This is a genomic window from Allorhizobium pseudoryzae (genome assembly GCF_011046245.1).
Lineage (GTDB): Bacteria > Pseudomonadota > Alphaproteobacteria > Rhizobiales > Rhizobiaceae > Neorhizobium > Neorhizobium pseudoryzae.
In genome coordinates, this window is the sequence record NZ_CP049241.1 from 3559821 (window position 1) to 3576313 (window position 16493).

General features: G+C 63.8%; 17 protein-coding genes. 11 read left to right on the plus strand and 6 right to left on the minus strand.

Going from position 1 to position 16493, the window contains the following annotated elements; genetic code table 11:
- Positions 1-8: 8 nt before the first annotated feature.
- Together G6N78_RS17395 and G6N78_RS17400 are read left to right on the plus strand one after the other, a co-directional pair.
- Positions 9-602, plus strand: coding sequence for an HD domain-containing protein (locus G6N78_RS17395; protein WP_165221940.1), 594 nt, complete (start codon positions 9-11; stop codon positions 600-602).
- Positions 599-1117: a tyrosine phosphatase family protein gene (locus G6N78_RS17400; protein ID WP_165220842.1), complete on the plus strand. Its 519-nt coding sequence runs from the start codon at positions 599-601 to the stop codon at positions 1115-1117. The genes G6N78_RS17395 and G6N78_RS17400 overlap by 4 nt, the downstream gene beginning before the upstream one ends.
- A gap of 4 nt (positions 1118-1121) precedes the next feature.
- On the opposite strand, the gene G6N78_RS17405 is transcribed toward G6N78_RS17400, so the two are convergent.
- Positions 1122-1529, minus strand: a complete 408-nt coding sequence (locus G6N78_RS17405) for a DUF2000 family protein (protein WP_165220845.1) — start codon at positions 1527-1529, stop codon at positions 1122-1124.
- Positions 1530-1644: 115 nt separating this feature from the next.
- Between G6N78_RS17405 and G6N78_RS17410 the strand changes: the two genes are divergently transcribed.
- On the plus strand, positions 1645-2457 hold the full coding sequence (locus G6N78_RS17410) for an AraC family transcriptional regulator (protein WP_234905826.1): 813 nt from the start codon (positions 1645-1647) through the stop codon (positions 2455-2457).
- Positions 2458-2515: 58 nt separating this feature from the next.
- Positions 2516-3397 (plus strand): mechanosensitive ion channel family protein, encoded by an 882-nt coding sequence (locus tag G6N78_RS17415; protein WP_165220851.1) that lies wholly within the window; start codon positions 2516-2518, stop codon positions 3395-3397.
- Positions 3398-3421: 24 nt separating this feature from the next.
- Here G6N78_RS17415 and G6N78_RS17420 read toward each other — a convergent pair whose 3' ends face one another.
- From G6N78_RS17420 to G6N78_RS17430, 3 genes are all read right to left on the minus strand, one after another.
- The gene (locus G6N78_RS17420; protein ID WP_165220854.1) at positions 3422-4240 is read right to left on the minus strand and encodes an ABC transporter permease; all 819 of its coding nucleotides are present in this window, start codon (positions 4238-4240) and stop codon (positions 3422-3424) included.
- Complete coding sequence (locus G6N78_RS17425; protein ID WP_165220857.1) at positions 4237-5025, minus strand: ABC transporter ATP-binding protein; 789 nt, start codon at positions 5023-5025, stop codon at positions 4237-4239. The genes G6N78_RS17420 and G6N78_RS17425 overlap by 4 nt, the downstream gene beginning before the upstream one ends.
- Positions 5026-5203: 178 nt before the next feature.
- Entirely contained in the window at positions 5204-6235 is a 1032-nt protein-coding gene (locus G6N78_RS17430; protein ID WP_165220860.1) for an ABC transporter substrate-binding protein, read from the minus strand.
- A gap of 250 nt (positions 6236-6485) precedes the next feature.
- Here G6N78_RS17430 and G6N78_RS17435 point away from each other — a divergent pair, with 250 nt between their 5' ends.
- The 6 genes from G6N78_RS17435 to G6N78_RS17460 all read left to right on the plus strand — a co-directional run bounded on the left by G6N78_RS17435 (position 6486) and on the right by G6N78_RS17460 (position 14216).
- Positions 6486-9185: a DUF2339 domain-containing protein gene (locus G6N78_RS17435; RefSeq protein WP_165220863.1), complete on the plus strand. Its 2700-nt coding sequence runs from the start codon at positions 6486-6488 to the stop codon at positions 9183-9185.
- A 3-nt stretch (positions 9186-9188) separates the two neighbouring features.
- Positions 9189-9842: an HD domain-containing protein gene (locus G6N78_RS17440; RefSeq protein ID WP_165220866.1), complete on the plus strand. Its 654-nt coding sequence runs from the start codon at positions 9189-9191 to the stop codon at positions 9840-9842.
- Between the two features lie 9 nt (positions 9843-9851).
- A complete protein-coding gene (locus G6N78_RS17445; protein WP_165220869.1) occupies positions 9852-10694 on the plus strand; it encodes an MOSC domain-containing protein in 843 nt (280 codons plus the stop codon).
- 95 nt (positions 10695-10789) lie between these two features.
- Positions 10790-11662 carry a DMT family transporter gene (locus G6N78_RS17450; protein WP_165220872.1) on the plus strand — a complete coding sequence of 291 codons (873 nt, stop codon included), beginning with the start codon at positions 10790-10792 and terminating at the stop codon, positions 11660-11662.
- A gap of 198 nt (positions 11663-11860) precedes the next feature.
- Positions 11861-12820, plus strand: coding sequence for a flagellin N-terminal helical domain-containing protein (locus G6N78_RS17455; RefSeq protein ID WP_306416199.1), 960 nt, complete (start codon positions 11861-11863; stop codon positions 12818-12820).
- Positions 12821-12962: 142 nt separating this feature from the next.
- Positions 12963-14216, plus strand: coding sequence for an MFS transporter (locus G6N78_RS17460; RefSeq protein ID WP_165220878.1), 1254 nt, complete (start codon positions 12963-12965; stop codon positions 14214-14216).
- Between the two features lie 5 nt (positions 14217-14221).
- On the opposite strand, the gene recO is transcribed toward G6N78_RS17460, so the two are convergent.
- Complete coding sequence (gene recO, locus G6N78_RS17465) at positions 14222-14986, minus strand: DNA repair protein RecO (RefSeq protein WP_165220881.1); 765 nt, start codon at positions 14984-14986, stop codon at positions 14222-14224.
- Positions 14987-15145: 159 nt separating this feature from the next.
- Here recO and G6N78_RS17470 point away from each other — a divergent pair, with 159 nt between their 5' ends.
- Positions 15146-15541, plus strand: coding sequence for a hypothetical protein (locus G6N78_RS17470; RefSeq protein ID WP_206531581.1), 396 nt, complete (start codon positions 15146-15148; stop codon positions 15539-15541).
- 7 nt (positions 15542-15548) lie between these two features.
- On the opposite strand, the gene era is transcribed toward G6N78_RS17470, so the two are convergent.
- A complete protein-coding gene (era, locus tag G6N78_RS17475) occupies positions 15549-16487 on the minus strand; it encodes a GTPase Era (protein ID WP_165220884.1) in 939 nt (312 codons plus the stop codon).
- Between the last annotated feature and the right edge of the window lie 6 nt (positions 16488-16493).

Genomic DNA, 16493 nt, shown 5'->3' on the forward strand with positions numbered 1-16493 from the left:
GGCAGCGCATGCTCTCCGGTCGCCGACTCGATCTTCTCGACCCCTCGCCGCTCGACGTGGAGATTTCCGACATCGCGCATGGCCTCGCGCGTGTTGCCCGCTGGAACGGCCAGACGCGCGGAGACCACGCGTTCTCGGTCGCCCAGCATTCTCTGGTCGTGGAAGAAGTGTTTCGCCTGACGCATCCGGAGGCAAGCGCGACGGAGCGTTGCTTCACCCTGCTGCATGACGCACCGGAATATGTGATCGGCGACATGATCTCGCCCTTCAAGGCGGTGGTCGGCGGCGGCTACAAGACGGTCGAACATCGGCTGGAAGCGGCCGTCCACCTGCGCTTCGGCCTGCCGGCGCACGCGCCGCGCGATCTGAAGGCACGCATCAAGAAGGCCGATACGGTGGCCGCCTATTTCGAGGCGACAGAACTGGCCGGGTTTTCGCAGGAGGAAGCGCGAAAGTTCTTCGGCACGCCGCGCGGCATTACCCGCGAAATGCTGACGCTGCAACCAATGGCGGCCATCGAAGCCCAGCGGCTGTTTCTCGACCGCTTTCATGCGCTCGACCGCGCCCGCCACGGGGTGAGCACGCCGATGGACGCACCATGAGCGCGATTGTCGTCTGCCCGCTCGAGAGCATTGCGGAACTCGCCGTGCGCCACGGGGCATCCGAAATGGTGAGCCTCATCGCCAAGGGCCAGGATTTCCATCGCCCCGGCGTGATCCGCGCCGACCGGCACCTGAAGCTTGCGATGAACGACATCGCCTTTGCCGGGACCGGCGATCTCATCGCGCCGAGCGAGGATCACGTCGGTCAGCTGATCGATTTCGTCAAGACCTGGGACCAGGCGGCACCGCTGATCATCCATTGCTGGATGGGTGTCTCCCGCTCGCCGGCGGCAGCGGTGATCGCGGCGCTGGCGCTGCATCCGGATCAGGACGAGATGGCGCTCGCGACCCGCCTGCGACAGGTGGCACCGCACGCGACGCCGAATGCCCGCCTGATCGAATTCGGTGACCGGGCGCTTGGCCGGCAGGGCCGGTTGATGTCGGCGATCAAGGCGATCGGCCGAGGTGCCGAGGCCGATGGCCGGGCGAGCTTTGTGCTGCCGATTACGGGGTGATACCTTATGGGTGCATACTCGCCCCTTTGGTGATCTTGTCCACGACCTTGCGCTCGGCACGCAGTGCGAGCCCCACCAGCTTTGCTTCATCCAGCGCAAATTGTGCGAACACCGCGCGATTGGCAGCGTCATGGCCCGTGGTAAACATTTCCTCAATATAGGCCGAGGTCATCACACCTCGCTCAAAGGCGCGTCGCTGAATCGCTCTCAATGTCGCCAGATCGGCGGCCAGCACGACCATTGGCTGGACGCTCATCGGATTGTAGACACGTCCTTCTACATCCCGATATGCTTCCCCAATGATTTCCGGTGCCTGCGCGATAACACCGCTGGTTAGAAAAGCCGTAACGTTCAGCTTCTGCCAGGCCGCGAGATCCTCTCGGACGACAATTGCAATCTTGGTATCGAACATGGTGCAAAACTCCATTCAGGGCATCGAGAGACAGGACCTCCTAGGGCCTGACCTGCGCAAGGGTCTTGAACGTTTGTGCAAGCCGGCGGCCGGAGTCATTGCCTCCGACGACCGCATGCGCTTCTCCATGCCCTTCGATGGCCTGGAGCGGCTGGAAGCCCGTTTTCGCGGCAATGGGTTTTCGCCGCACCGGCACGACACCTATGCACTGGGGCTGACCCTGCAGGGTGTGCAGACCTTTCATTATCGCGGCGCCTCCCGCTTCAGCGAGCCGGGGCGCATCATTATCCTGCACCCGGATGAGCTGCATGATGGTGCCGCCGGTACGGAGGACGGGCTGATCTACCGCATGGTCTACATCCCGCCAGCCCTGATTTCCGCCGCCGGCGACTATCGCACCAGCCTTCCCTTCGTGCCCGATCCGGTGCTTTCCGATCCGTTCCTGTGGTCAGCTCTGGCGGAGATTCTTGCCGATATCGATGACACGCCCACCGACCTTCTGGTCAACGACGCCGTGACCCGGATTGCCGGTGCCTTACGCCACTGGGCGGGTGCGCCGGAGTTGAGGATCAAGGCCGTCGCTCAACGCGCCATCCGCGAAGCCTGTGATTTCATGGATACCCATTGCACGGAGGTGCTGCGCCTGGAGGACCTGGAAAAGGTCAGCGGTCTCGACCGTTACGAGTTCTCGCGGCAGTTCCGCAGACTGATGGGAACAAGCCCGCACCGCTATCTGGTGATGCGCAAGCTCGATCGTGCCAAGCGCGCCATCCTCTCCGGCAGCGGATTGGCGGATGCCGCAGCTTTCGCGGGCTTTGCCGATCAGGCGCATTTCACCCGCCATTTCCGCAAGGCCTTCGGCATTACCCCAGGCCACTTCTCCGGTGCGCGTCAGAAAGTTCAGCTGAGCGAAACGGATGTCTCTTGACCGCCTCTCTCCCCGCGCCAGTTAGGCCTCCTGAAGAACAAGAAGGAGCCCTGCCCGCATGGAAGATCAGGCATCGGAATTCGTGGTTGCAACCCAGGCCGCCCTTGCGCAACTGACGGCGCTGGCCGTGCAGTATTCGTTCTCGATCCTCGGGGCGATCGTGCTGCTCGCCATCGGCTGGTTCGCCTCGGGGCTCCTCAGCCGCTGGGCGAAACAGGGGCTTTCGCGCATTCACGGCATCGATGCGACGCTGGCGCAGTTCTTCTCCAATACGATCCGTTATGCGGTTCTCGTCATCGTGCTCGTCATGGTGCTTGGCCAGTTCGGCGTGCAGACGGCATCGATCCTCGCAGCGCTTGGCGCGATCGGTCTTGCCATCGGGCTTGCGCTGCAGGGCACGCTGCAGAACATCGCAGCCGGCATCATGCTGCTCGTGCTCAGGCCCTTCCGGGTCGGCGAATATATCGATACCGGCAGCGTCAACGGCATCGTGCAGGATATCGGCCTGTTTGCCACCGAGCTGAAGACCTATGACGGGCTTTACCGCCTGGCGCCGAATTCGCTGCTCTGGAACGTGCCGGTGACGAATTACAGCCGGCTCTCCACCCGCATGCATGATTTCAAGGTGGGCATTGCCTATGAGGACGATATCGAAAAGGCGATCGCGATCCTGCTGGAGCTTGCCAATAAGGATGAGCGCGTGCTGCAGGACCCGGCGCCCGCCGCCTTCGTCATGGACCTCGGCGACAATGCGGTGATCCTTGCCCTGCGCTACTGGGCCAACAGCAGCGTCTGGTGGATGACGTCACGCGACATGACCAAGCGCACCAAGGAAGCGTTTGATGCGGCGGGGATCTCCATCCCGTTTCCGCAGGTCACCTATCACAACGGCGATGCCAAGACAGCGCCGGACGACAAGCCGCCGCTGCATCTGGTGTGACGGGGCACGCCCCCGTTCCCGACCTTACTGCGCCATCGTCGAGCGGTGCGCCCAGCCGGTCATGCGCCTTTCAAGCCAGGCCATCAGCGCGTACATCACGATGCCCTCGATCGCCAGCATCAGCAGGCCGGCAAAGACCAGCGGCACGTTGAACTGGCTTTGCGCCGAACTCATCATGTTGCCGAGACCGTAATTGGAGGCAACGGTTTCCGAGACGACCGAGCCGACGAAGGCGAGCGTGATGGCAATCTTCAGCGAACCGAAGAAATAGGGCATCGAGCGCGGAATGCCGACCTTCAGCATGATGTCCATCTTCTTCGCGCCGAGCGCGCGCAGGACATCTTCGGTTTCCGGCTCGATCGTCGCAAGCCCGGTCGCGACGTTGACGACGATCGGGAAGAAGGAGATGAGGAAGGCCGTCAGCACCGCCGGCACCGTGCCGATGCCGAACCAGATGACGAGGATCGGCACCAGCGCCACCTTGGGGATGGCATTAAAGCCGATCATCAGCGGATAGAGCCCGGCATAGATGGTTTTCGACCAGCCGATGAAGAGGCCGATCGCCAGCCCCGCCACCACCGCAATCGCAAAGCCCATGGTGGTGGTGTAGAGCGTCTGCAGCGAGTTCTTCCAGATCGGCGACCAGTATTTGGCAATCGCGGCAAACACATCCGTTGGCGCCGGCAGGATGGTCGGCGGCATGTCGAGCGCGATCACCAGCAGTTCCCAGAGCACGAAGAGCGCGATCGTATAAAGCCAGGGTGCGGCCTTCACCCAGTTGATGCGGCCCATCAGCGGTTTGGCGGGTGCCGCCGGTGTTGCAGTCTCGGTCAGCGCGCTCATGCCACCACCCTCGCCTTGGCGATTTCCCCGTGCAACTCGTGCACCATGTCGTTGAATGCCGATTGATACATCACTTCCAGGTCACGCGGCCTCTCGAAGGGCACGTGGTGTTCCTTCAGGATCCGGCCTGGACGGGCGCTCATGACGAAGATCTTGTCGGCCAGGAACACCGCCTCGCGCAGGTCATGCGTGACGAGGATGATCGTCACGCCTTGGGCGGCGTGCAGGTCGCGGATGACGCACCACAATTCCTCGCGGGTAAACGCATCGAGCGCGCCGAACGGCTCGTCGAGCATCAGAAGCTCCGGCTCGTGGATCAGCGCGCGACAGAGATTGGCGCGCTGCTGCATGCCGCCGGAAAGCTGCCAGGGGAATTTCGAGCCGAACCCCTTGAGGCCGACGATCTCCAGCAGGTTTTCCGCCTTCTCCACATATTCTCGCTTGTTCGCGCGCAGGCGATGCCGGTGTTTCTCGACGATTTCGAGCGGCAGGAGAATGTTGTCCAGCGTCGTGCGCCAGGGCAGCATGGTAGGGTTCTGGAAGGCCATGCCGACGATGGAAACCGGTTTGGTCACCTGCTCGCCGGCCACGATCACGACACCCGTCTGCGGAATGTGCAGGCCGGTGACCAGCTTCATCAGCGTGGACTTGCCACATCCGGACGGGCCGACGACCGCGGCAAACTCGCCCTTGTCGACCCGCATGGTGAGGCCGGCGACAGCAAGCGTGCCCGCGGCACCGCCATAGCGCATGTCGACATTATCGATGGAAACGAGGTGGGACATCGGTTCTCCGTCCGTGATCACGCGTGGGGGCTTTCGCCCCTCATCCGGCTGCCGCCACCTTCTCCCCGCAAGCGGGGAGAAGGGTATGCCGCGTCGTCTGCGCACCTCTCGACCAATCGCGAGGCACGTCCCCTCTCCCCGCCAGCGGGGAGAGGGTTAGGGTGAGGGGCAGAGCCAATTACGGCAGCATGCGCTCCGCCTTCGGCGGCAGGTAGCTTCCGTCGAACACCTGATCGGCCTTCACAGCGCCCTTCAGGCCCATGGAGATCTTCAGCGTGTCGATGGAGGCGCCGAGGCGGGTCATATCGACGCCGCCGAAGCCGTTTTCGACGACGTAGGGCGTCTTGATGTTCATGGCATTCGCCATCTTCAGGCGCTCGAGCTCGATCGCACTGTCCAGCGTTTCGTTGCGCTTCAGAACGGCGGCGGCCCCCTCCTCGGGCTTGGCGACCGCATCGGCAAAGCCCTTGGCCAGCGCCTTGACAAAGCCCTTGACCGCGGCCGGGTTCTTCTCGGCGAAATCCGTGTTCACCAGCACGGCATTGCCATAGAGGTTCAGGCCATGCTCGGCCATCAGGATGGTGGCGATGTCCTCGTCCTTGATGCCCTGCTTCTTGAGGTTCAGGATGACCGAGAAGGCAAAGCCGAAGACGGCATCGACATCGCCCTTGGCGAGCATGGGTTCACGCACCGGAAAGCCGATGCTCTCGATCTTGATCTTGCTGTCGTCGATCTTCGCGACCTGCTTGAACGCCTTCCACTGGGCAAAGGCGCCATCCGGCGGCGGCGCGCCGAGCTTCTTGCCTTCCAGCGACTTCGGATCGGTGGTGATGCCGAGCGACTTGCGGCCGACGACTGCGAAGGTCGGGCGCTCATAGACCATCATCACGGCCTTGACCTTCTGGCTCGGGTCCTCGTCGAGGAACTTGATGAGCGAGTTGATGTCACCAAAGCCCATCTGGTAGGCGCCGGTCGCGACCCGCGGAATGGCTTCGACCGATCCGTTGCCGGTATCGATCGTCACATCCAGGCCCTCGGCCTTGAAGTAACCCTTGTCGAGCGCCAGAAGGAATCCGGCGGCCGGGCCCTCGAACTTCCAGTCGAGCGTGAACTTCACAGCCGTATCGGCAAAGGCAGGCGCAGCAAAACCGGTGGCGAGCGCCAGCGCGGCGACGGCCGGAAGCTTGGCGAAGAGGCGACGTGTCAACATGTCTTCTGTTTCCCCCTGGATATTCTTGAGACAGCCCATCAAAGACAATCTTGCAGGGCGACGCAAGCCATTTTTGCACAGAATATAGTCAAATACCTTTGAAGGCCTACAGATTAGGCGATTGCCTGACAGAGTATCACGCGCTGCACGAAGTTTGACCAAGTGGTCAAGGTGAGCCGGCACGGGCACTCTTTTCATTTTTGGGAAACAGCCGATATAACGCCACCCATTCTCACCCGCGGGGTCCGCCATGCTCGAACTCCTTCTCCTGATATCCGTCATCGCCCTCTTCCTCTGGCATAGAAAACTCTCCGATCAGGTCCGGTCGCTGGAAAGCACAGTCCAATCGCTTCGCCAGCAGATCGAGGCGGGTGCGACGGTGCCTCTGCCGGAAACCGGCACCGCCGAGGCGGAAGCGGCGGCTGAAGCAGGCGTGCCGCAGGGCGAGGATGTGCCCGCCGTGCAGGAGGCGGCGCGGGACATGGTTTCCGATCCGGAGCCGATGGTGTCCGAGGGCGCACCGGCATCCCAGCCGAAACCGCGCGAAAGCTTCGAAAGCCGGTTCGGGGCGCGCTGGAGCGTCTGGGTCGGCGGACTGGCGCTGGCGCTCGGCGGGATCTTCCTGGTGCGCTACTCGATCGATGCCGGGCTTTTGGGACCAGCAGCGCGGCTGGTGCTGGCCACCCTGTTCGGCCTGCTGCTCGCCGGCGCCGGCGAAGTGCTGCGCCGCGGCGCGCTTCCCCGCCTGCCGAAGGCCTACACGGGTGCGATGATCCCCGGCGTGCTGACGGCGGCCGCCAGTATCACGCTGATCGCGACCACCTATACCGCCTACGGCGTCTACGGCTTCATCGGCGCCACGCCCGCTTTCCTGCTGCTCGCACTGATCTCGCTTGCGACGCTCGCTCTTTCTCTGCTGCACGGGCAGGCTCTCGCGGGGCTTGGGCTTGCGGCCTCTCTGATCACGCCGGCGCTCGTTGCCTCCGATGCGCCGAAGATCACCTTCCTGTTCGGCTTCCTGTCGCTGGTCTGGCTCGCCGCCGCCGGGGCCGCCCGCATTCGCCGCTGGCATGTGCTGCCGGTGCTTGCCAATCTTGGGCTTGCGCTCTGGGTGATTGCCTATGCCCTCGGCGCCGATGTCCTCGACCCCGTACCGCCTGGCGCCGCCCTGCTGGTGCTGATAGCCGGCACAGGCTTTCTCTGGCCGGGCCTTGCCTTCGAAACGGGGGGTGAGGAAGCCCCGTCCGATCCCTGGCGCCGGCTGCGGGCGCTCCTTGGGCGGCGGCCGCGCACCATCCTCTGTTCCGCATCGCTGTCGGCCTTCTTCGCAATACTCTGCCTGACCGTGATCGATACACCGAGCACCACGCATCCCGCCCTGATGCTGACGGCGGTTGCCGGCGCGTTGGCAGGACTTGGCGCCGGGCGGCGGGCCGGCGCAATCCCGGCCCTTTTCGCCGCTCTGACGGCAGTGCTCGGTACCTTGCTCATCGCCGTCACGCAGATGGCCATCGCCACCCCACCCGCCACGGCGGTCGGCAGCGGCCTGCTGGGCGGCATCGGCCCCTCGATTCTCGGCGCGCTGACGCTGGGTGCGATCATCACGCTCTGCAGTCTGGTGTTTCAGCACCGCAAGGGCATGGATGACCCCGATCTGGGGGCGCTCTGGGCGCTGCTCGCCTCTGCCGTGCCGATCAGCCTCGCCACCATCACCTTCCTCAACGAAGGGACGCTCGGTCGGGACTGGCTACACGGCATCTACGGGCTTGCGATCGGCGCCGCCCTACTCGCAACCGTCGAACGGCTCTGGCGCCGGGACCGGATTGCGCCGCTTGCCGCCGACCTCCTGCTTCTCGGCGCCTTCGCCGCCTTCACCTTCACCCTGCACGCGCTGACACACGGGCTCGTTACGACGCTGGGCGTTGCCGCCCTCGGCTTCGCCTTCGTGCTCACCACGCGCCTGCGCCCCTTGCGCGGCCTGCCCTGGGCCATGGTTCTGGCTGCAATCGTCATCGGGGCGCGGATCGCCTGGGAGCCGACGGTCGTCGGGCCGGATGCGCTCGGCAAGACGCCGGTGTTCAACGCGCTGCTGGCCGGCTACGGGGTTCCGGCGGCGCTGCTGATCGCCTCCGCCTTTCTGCTGCGCGACTGGCCTGGCCGGCGGCTCGTCAACGCCTTGCAGGGGCTTGCGGCGCTCGCCGGCCTTCTCGCGGTCTCCATTCTCGTTCGCCACGCAATGAATGGCGGCGTGCTGGATGAACTGGTTCCGACGCTCGGCGAACAATCGACCTACACGCTGCTGCTGATCGGCCTCTCCGGTATCCTGATGACGCTCGATACGAAAGCACCGAGCCTCACCTTCCGGGTTTTATCGATGCTGGCCGGGGTGATTGCCACCCTCAACATCCTCTCGGCGCATCTCTTCGTGCTCAATCCGTTCTTTTCCAATGAGGGGATCGGCACCTGGCCCGTCGTCAACCTGCTTCTGCCCGGTTATCTGCTGCCGGCGCTGGGCTATGCCGGACTTGCGCTTTATGCGCGCGATCGCCGGCCGAAAGCCTATGTCATGATGCTGTCCCTCACCGGCGCCGTGCTGGCGTTCCTCTGGGCAACGCTTTCGGTGCGCTGGTTCTGGCAGGGTCCGAATATTGGCGACTGGAAGGGTTTCCTGCCGGCCGAAACCTACACCTATTCGGTCGTGTGGCTGCTGATCGGCGTCGGCCTGCTTGCGCTCGGCTCCCGACTCGATGCACGCAGTCTGCGTCTCGCCTCCGCGGGCCTGGTGCTGATCTCCGTCTGCAAGGTCTTCCTGATCGACATGTCGAATCTGGAGGGCATCCTGCGTGCCCTCTCCTTCATGGGGCTCGGCGGCGTGCTGATCGGCATCGGATTGTTCTATCAGCGCATTCTTGCGCGTTCCCATGAAGCGGCACCGCCCGCCGGAGACTGAACCGTGACTGATGACGATTTCGCCGCCGGCTTCCACCCCTTCGAGGCGTTGGCGGAAACACTTCTGCCGCATGCCGTTGACGGCGATGATGGAGCGCATGACGTCGCCCATCTGCTGCGCGTCTTCCACAATGCCCAGCGCATCCAGGCCGACGAAGGCGGCGACGGCCAGGTGATTGCCGCCGCCGTTCTCCTACACGACTGCGTCTCGCTGCCGAAGAACCATCCGGAGCGGGCGCAGTCCTCCCGGCTTGCCGCGGAAAAGGCATCCGGCATTCTCGCCGGTCTTGGCTGGGAGCGTGCGACGGTGGAGGCCGTGGCGCATGCCATTCTCACCCACAGCTTTTCCGCCAATCTGACGCCGCAGTCGATCGAGGCAAAAATCCTGCAGGATGCCGACCGGCTGGATTCGCTTGGCGCAATCGGCATTGCCCGCACCTTCTACACGGCAGGCCGCATGGCATCGAAACTTTATCATGCCACCGATCCGCAAGCGCACTCCCGTGACCTTGACGACCGGACCTATGCCATCGATCACTTTGAGGCGAAGCTGCTGAAACTGGCCGACGGCTTCAAGACCGCGACCGGCCGCCGGCTGGCCGGCGAGCGGCACAGACGGCTGGCGGATTTTCGCGACCTGTTTTTCGACGAGCTTTGAGGGTTTCTTATGCATGTTATCGGCCTGAACGTCTTTCCCCTGAAAAGCGCGCGCGGCATTGCGCTCACCGAAAGCCCGATCGACGCGATGGGGCTTTCCGGCGACCGGCGCTGGATGCTGACCGATCCGACCGGCTATTTCATCACCCAGCGGGAGATGCCGGCGCTTGCCCGCCTCCTGGTCAACCCGACCGATACAGGGCTTTCGGTCTCGATGGGCGATGAGGGTCTCACCGTCGCCTTTCCGGCACCCGATCGCCGCCAGCAGGTCGTCGTGTGGAAATCCTCCGTCGATGCGGCGCTGGCCGACGAGGCGGTAAACGCAACGCTGTCGCAATGGCTGGAGCGGGAGGTGCGGCTGGTCTTCTTCGATGCGCAGGCGCGCCGGACGGCAAGTGCCGAGTGGGCGGGCGACGGTTCTCCCGTCGCTTTCAACGACGGCTATCAGGTGCTCGTCACCACCACCGGCTCGCTCGCGGCACTGAATGCCGACATGGCCGCCCATGGCGAGGCGCCGGTCGGCATGGATCGTTTTCGCGCCAACATCGTTCTCGACCACGACGAGGCGTTTGCCGAGGACGGCTGGGCTTCGATCGCCATCGGCGATGTGGTGCTCGATCTCGTCAAACCCTGTGCCCGCTGCATCATGACGACGCAGGACCAGGAGACCGGGTCGCGCGAGGGTGCAAGCCCGATGCCTGCCATGGGCCGCATCCGCATGTCGGCGGATCGGCGGGTGCCGGGGCCGCTGTTCGGCTGGAACGCCGTACCAAGCGGCAAGGGCCTGTTGCGGATCGGTGACGCAGCACAGGTCGTTGGCCAGAGAGAAGCCTGGGCGATCAAGCGCCGCTGACCACGAAGAGGCGGCTCGCGGGCATTCCCCGCGAACTGCTCAAGTCTTGCGGCTGGCTCTCCCGTCAGCCGATCCAACTGTTCAGAGATGCCTTGATGACCGGAAAAACCCGCGGCCTTGCCTTTGCCCTGTCAGCCGTGACCATCTTTGCCGGGCAGGATGTCGTCTCGAAACATCTCGGCACCCATTACCCGCCGATCTTCATCGTGATGCTGCGCTACTGGGCGTTCGCGGCCTTCGTGCTGCTGCTCGCCGCGCGCTCGCAAGGCGGGCTTGCCGGTGCGGTCAAGACCTCGCGTCCTTTTCTGCAGATTGCCCGCGGCGTGATCCTCGTCGTGCAGATCGTCATCGCCGTCTCTTCGTTTGCGCTGGTCGGACTGTCGCACACCCAGTCGATCTTTGCCGCGACGCCGCTCTTCGTCGCGGCACTCTCCGTGCCGCTCTTAGGCGAACGGGTCGGCTGGCGGCGCTGGACGGCGATCGCGATCGGCCTGTTCGGCGTGCTGATGATCATCAACCCCTCGGCGGCAAACCTCGAGGCGAAACTGGTGCTGCCGATTGCCGGCTCTGTGATTTTCGCCCTTTACGCCATTACCACCCGGCTCGCGAGCCGCAGCGACAGCGCGATGACCAGCTTCTTCTATACTGGCGTGGCCGGGGCCGCGGCGATCACCTTCGTCGGCCCCTTCTTCTGGACGCCGCTCGCACCGGTGGACTGGATCTGGATGGCCGTCCTCTGCTGCACCGGCATCGGCGGCCATTACCTGCTGATCCGCGCCTATGATCTCCTGGATGCGGTTACCGTGCAGCAGATAACCTATGTCCAGATCGTCCTCGTCTGCATCCTGGGCGTGCTGATCTACGAAGAGGTCGTCACGCTCAACATGATCGCCGGCGCGGTCCTGGTCATTGCCGCCGGCCTGTTTACGATTTGGCGCGAAAGCCGGCAGGCCCGGGCTCGTCGCTGAGCCTTTCCGGCCCCGCCCCGCCCGCCTTCCCGCAAAAATTCGCGCACGATCTCCTCCATTTAAGCGAGCATTAAGGTTAGCGCGGTTTAAATGCCGAGCAGGAAGGGACGGGGGTGCTAACCATGTTTCTTAAGGCGTCTCGCTCTTTCCGGCGTGTGTGTTTGTGTATTCCGGGTATTGCGTATTATGACGAGTATAATGACGAACGTCGCCGCCTTGCAGGCGTTGTCGACGCTGCGCGACATCAGTAGTGCCCGCGAGATCGCGGAAGGACGGATGTCGACAGGTCAGCGCGTGGGCCAGGCCTCCCAGAATGCGGCGTATTGGTCCATTGCCGCGACCATGCGGTCCGACGACAAAGCCCTCGCTGCCGTGCAGGATGCCCTCAACCTTGGCTCCGCCACCGTGGAAGTGGCCTATCAGGGCCTCTCTTCCGCCCTCGGCGTGGTGGACGAGATCAAGTCCAAGCTGGTGGCGGCCAGCGAACCGGGGGTGGACCGAGACAAGGTCAACAAGGAAATCGACCAGTTGAAGGGACAGTTGGAATCGATCGCCAGCTCGGCCAGCTTCAACGGCGTCAACTGGCTGCAGATCAACGACGGTTCGGATACCACGGCACAAGTCGCCGCCTCTTTCTACCGTGACCTGAATGGCGGCGTTTACATGGAGACCATCGAGACGGATCTCTGGTCGACAGCCGGTGGCTCGATCAGTTCGCTGATCGATACCCGAGCCAACGCCACCAATGGCGAAGCCGGGATTTTGACCAGCACGCGCTTTGCCACCGACGCTGGCTCGACGACGGCCTACGTGCTTGTTGCCAACGACAGCAATGACGGGGCAATCGAGATCAGCCTCGACGAGACAACCACCGACGACCAGCTCGACGACATGATCAAGACGGTGGATGGCATGCTGCAGATGATGGCCGATTCCGGCGCCGCGTTCGGATCGATCCAATCGCGCATCTCGCTGCAGACGGATTTCATGGGCAAGCTGCGCGACTGGATGGCAGACGGCATCGGCACGCTGGTCGATGCGGACATGGACGAGGAAGCCACGCGCATCAAGGCGCTCGACGTGCAGGAGCAGCTGGCGACCCAGGCGCTGTCGATCGCCAACAGCCAGCCGCAATCGATCCTGTCGCTGTTCAACTGATCCTTTGTCGCAGCCACAGCTTCGGGGCGACCGGCCGGCCGCTCCTCTCATCTATCAATCTCGCTGATCCTTGCCTCACATAAACACGTTTGGCTTCCGGCAGCGTGCGGTTATTCTGCGGCATCATCCGGAGATTGCTGCCATGAGTCCCGCCCCTGCCTCCCCCAATGCCACGGCGCCGAAAGCGACCGCCTCCATGCCGTGGACGATCATCACCTGCGGCTCGCTGATCGTGCTGCTCGTCTTCGGCCCCCGGTCGGCGATGGGCTTTTTCCAGCTGCCGATGCTTTCGGATACCGGCTGGGACCGCTCGACCTTCGGGTTGGCCATGGCCTTTCAGAACCTGTTCTGGGGCATGAGCCAGCCGATCTTCGGCGCATTGGCCGACAAATACGGCACCGGACGCGTGCTGGTGATGTCGGGGCTTCTCTATGCCGCCGGGCTTGCCGTCATGGCCTTTGCCGCAGCCCCGCTCTGGCTGCATGTGGGCGGCGGCATCCTCGTCGGCATGGGCATCGGCGCCGGCTCCTTCAGCGTGGTTCTCTCGGCTTTCGCAAGGCATGTGACACCCGAACAGCGCTCAATGGCGTTCGGCATCGGCACGGCGGCGGGCTCTGCCGGCATGTTTCTGTTCGCCCCCGTCAGCCAGGCGCTGATCAGCCTTTACGGCTGGTCCGACAGCCTGGTGATCATGGGCGCCATGATGCTCGCGGTGCCGCTGCTGGCCTTTCCCTTGCGGGGCAATTCGCGCTCCGGCAGCCAGAACGCGGCGGCCTTCCAGCAGAGCGCCGGCGAGGCGCTGCGTGAGGCGTTCGGCCACAAGAGTTATGTGCTTTTGGTGACCGGCTTCTTCGTCTGCGGCTATCAGGTCGCCTTCATCACGGCGCATTTTCCGGCCTATCTCGGTGATATCGGCATCGATGCGCGCTATGCGGTGATCGCCATGGCCTGCATCGGCTTCTTCAACATCATCGGGTCGCTGGCCGCCGGCGTCATCGGCCAGCGCTATTCGAAACCGTATTTCCTGGCACTGATCTACATCGCCCGGTCGGTGGTCGTCACCGCCTTCCTGCTGTTGCCGCAGACGCCGACGTCGGTGATCATCTTTGCCGTGGTGATGGGCCTGCTATGGCTCTCCACGGTGCCACCGACCAATGCATTGGTCGCCATCATGTTCGGCACGCGCCATCTCGGCCTGCTGGGCGGGATGGTCTTCCTCACCCACCAGATCGGCTCCTTCCTCGGCGTGTGGATGGGCGGCTATCTCTACGACCATTTCGGTTCCTATGATCCGGTCTGGTGGCTCGGCGTCGCGCTCGGCATCTTTGCGGCCGTCGTCCACTGGCCGATCGTCGAAAAACCGGTGCAACGGCCGATGATGCCGGCAGCGGCGTAAAACGCTCAGCCGATTTTCCGACCGTCCGGCTGGCATTCCAGCCGCATCATCGCCTTCAGCGCCGCCTGGACGAAACCGTCGCGGGCGGCGTTTTCCGTCAAACCCCGCGGCTCGTAGACATGCCGATGCAGGAAGAAGCCGCTCAGCCGAAACGCGGCGGTCAGGCTCTCGCGGCTGGCGCTGAGCGAGGTTTCCGGCGCAAGAAACCCCGGAAGCGTCAGCAGACGATCGGCATAGGGTGCGCCGGCCTCACGACAGACGGCCCGGCCGCTTTTCGGCGACACATAGATCAGGTCATCCCGCCTGCCGGTTGCCGCGCATTCGGTGAGATCCAGCCCGAAGCCGAGATCATTGAGGACGGCCAGTTCGAAACGGACGAACAGCTCGCCGGCACCGGCCGGATCATCCATGTGGTCGAGGATGACATCCAGCGCCTCATAGAGATGCGGATGCGGGTCGCGTTCGGGAAGGAGCCGCAGAAGGGCGCCCATGGCCTGTACGCCGTAGACGGAGGTCGCGTGCTCCATCAGGCGGGCAGCGCGAAGCTGCAGCGGCTCGAGCTTGTAATCCCCCAGATGTTCGTCGAGCCGCGCACGCCAGACCGCCTCGACGCGATTGCCGGGCTGCAGCACCGGCTGCATGGCGCGCGAACGGCCGCCGCGCACCAGCCCCAGATGACGGCCGCGTTCCCGCGTCATCAGTTCCGCCACGACGCTGGTTTCGCCATGGCGGCGCACGCCGATCACAATGCCTTCATCCTGCCACTGCATGGCGCCTGCTCATCTTCTGCCTGAGACTCAAGTCTATCCGATAACCGCTTGCGGCTGAATCGCTTTCTCATGCCGCGTCCGGTCGAAAAAGGACCCCAGCGGGGAACCAAATCCGTCGCCCGCGTGTTCCAGCCCGGAAAAACAGACCGGGGAGTCATCATGCGCCATCTTCTGCTTGCCGCGAGCCTTGCCATTCCGGCGGCTCTTGCCGTCACGGGTCAGCCCAGCCTGGCCGCCGCCCAGTCGCCGGGGCTCGAACAGGCCTGCATTGCGGTTGCGAAACATTTCCTGCTGACGCCCGTGCTGAAGACCGGCGTGGTCCAGTCCTTCCCCGAACTCAACCCGCCGGGCGCGCGGCTCACCTATTCGACGCGGGAAAACCCGCAGCCGACGGATTTCAACAACGTCATCGAATGCGAATTCGGCAAGCCGCAGGCACCGTTCGATCTCGTGCGCTTCTGCGTCTCGAACACCTGCTATGCGCCGACGGAAGAGGAACCGGAGCGCCAGCGCCGGTTCCAGGAGGTCAAGGCCCTGATGGACCGCCAGAAATAGGCGAACCTCAGCCCTTCGGGAATTCCAGACCCATCTCGCGGAAGCGTTCGGGGTCGTCGCCCCAGTTCTCGCGCACCTTGACGAAGAGGAAGAGGTGGACGGGCTGTTCTAAGATTTCCGACAGTTCCTTGCGCGAGGCGGTCGAGATGGCCTTGATCGCCTCCCCGCCCTTGCCGAGCGCAATCTTCTTCTGGCTGTCGCGCTCGACGTAGATGACCTGCTCGATCCTGACCGAGCCGTCCTTGCGCTCTTCCCACTTTTCCGTCTCGACATGCGAGGAATAGGGAAGCTCCTGGTGCAGGCGCAGGAAGAGTTTTTCGCGGGTGATTTCGGCGGCGAGCTGGCGCATCGGCAGGTCGGAGATCTGGTCCTCCGGATAATACCACGGGCCTTCCGGCAGGCGCTTGGCGAGATGGCCGAGAAGATCGTCGCAGCCGGAGCCGTTGGTGGCCGAGATCATGAAGGTGTCTTCGAACTTGACCACCTCGTTGGCCGCGGCGGCGAGCTTCAGGAGATCTTCGCGTTTCACTTGGTCGATCTTGTTGAGGACGAGGATTTTTGGCTGGTGGACCTCCTTGAGGCCCTCCAGGATGGTTTCCGCATCGCCGCGCAGGCCGCGCTCGCTGTCGATCAGCAGCATGATGATATCGGCATCCTTGGCGCCGCCCCAGGCGGACGTCACCATGGCGCGGTCGAGCCTGCGGCGCGGCTTGAAGATGCCGGGCGTATCCATGAAGACGATCTGGGTCTGCTCATGGATGGCAATGCCGCGCACGATGGCGCGCGTCGTCTGCACCTTGTGGCTGACGATCGACACCTTGGCGCCCACGAGACGGTTCACCAGCGTGGACTTGCCGGCATTGGTGGCGCCGATCAGCGCCACGAAACCGGATCTGGTGGGGGAAGCCGCCTCTTCTGGGCCAGCCATGGTGTTTTCTTCGGTCATTGCGTC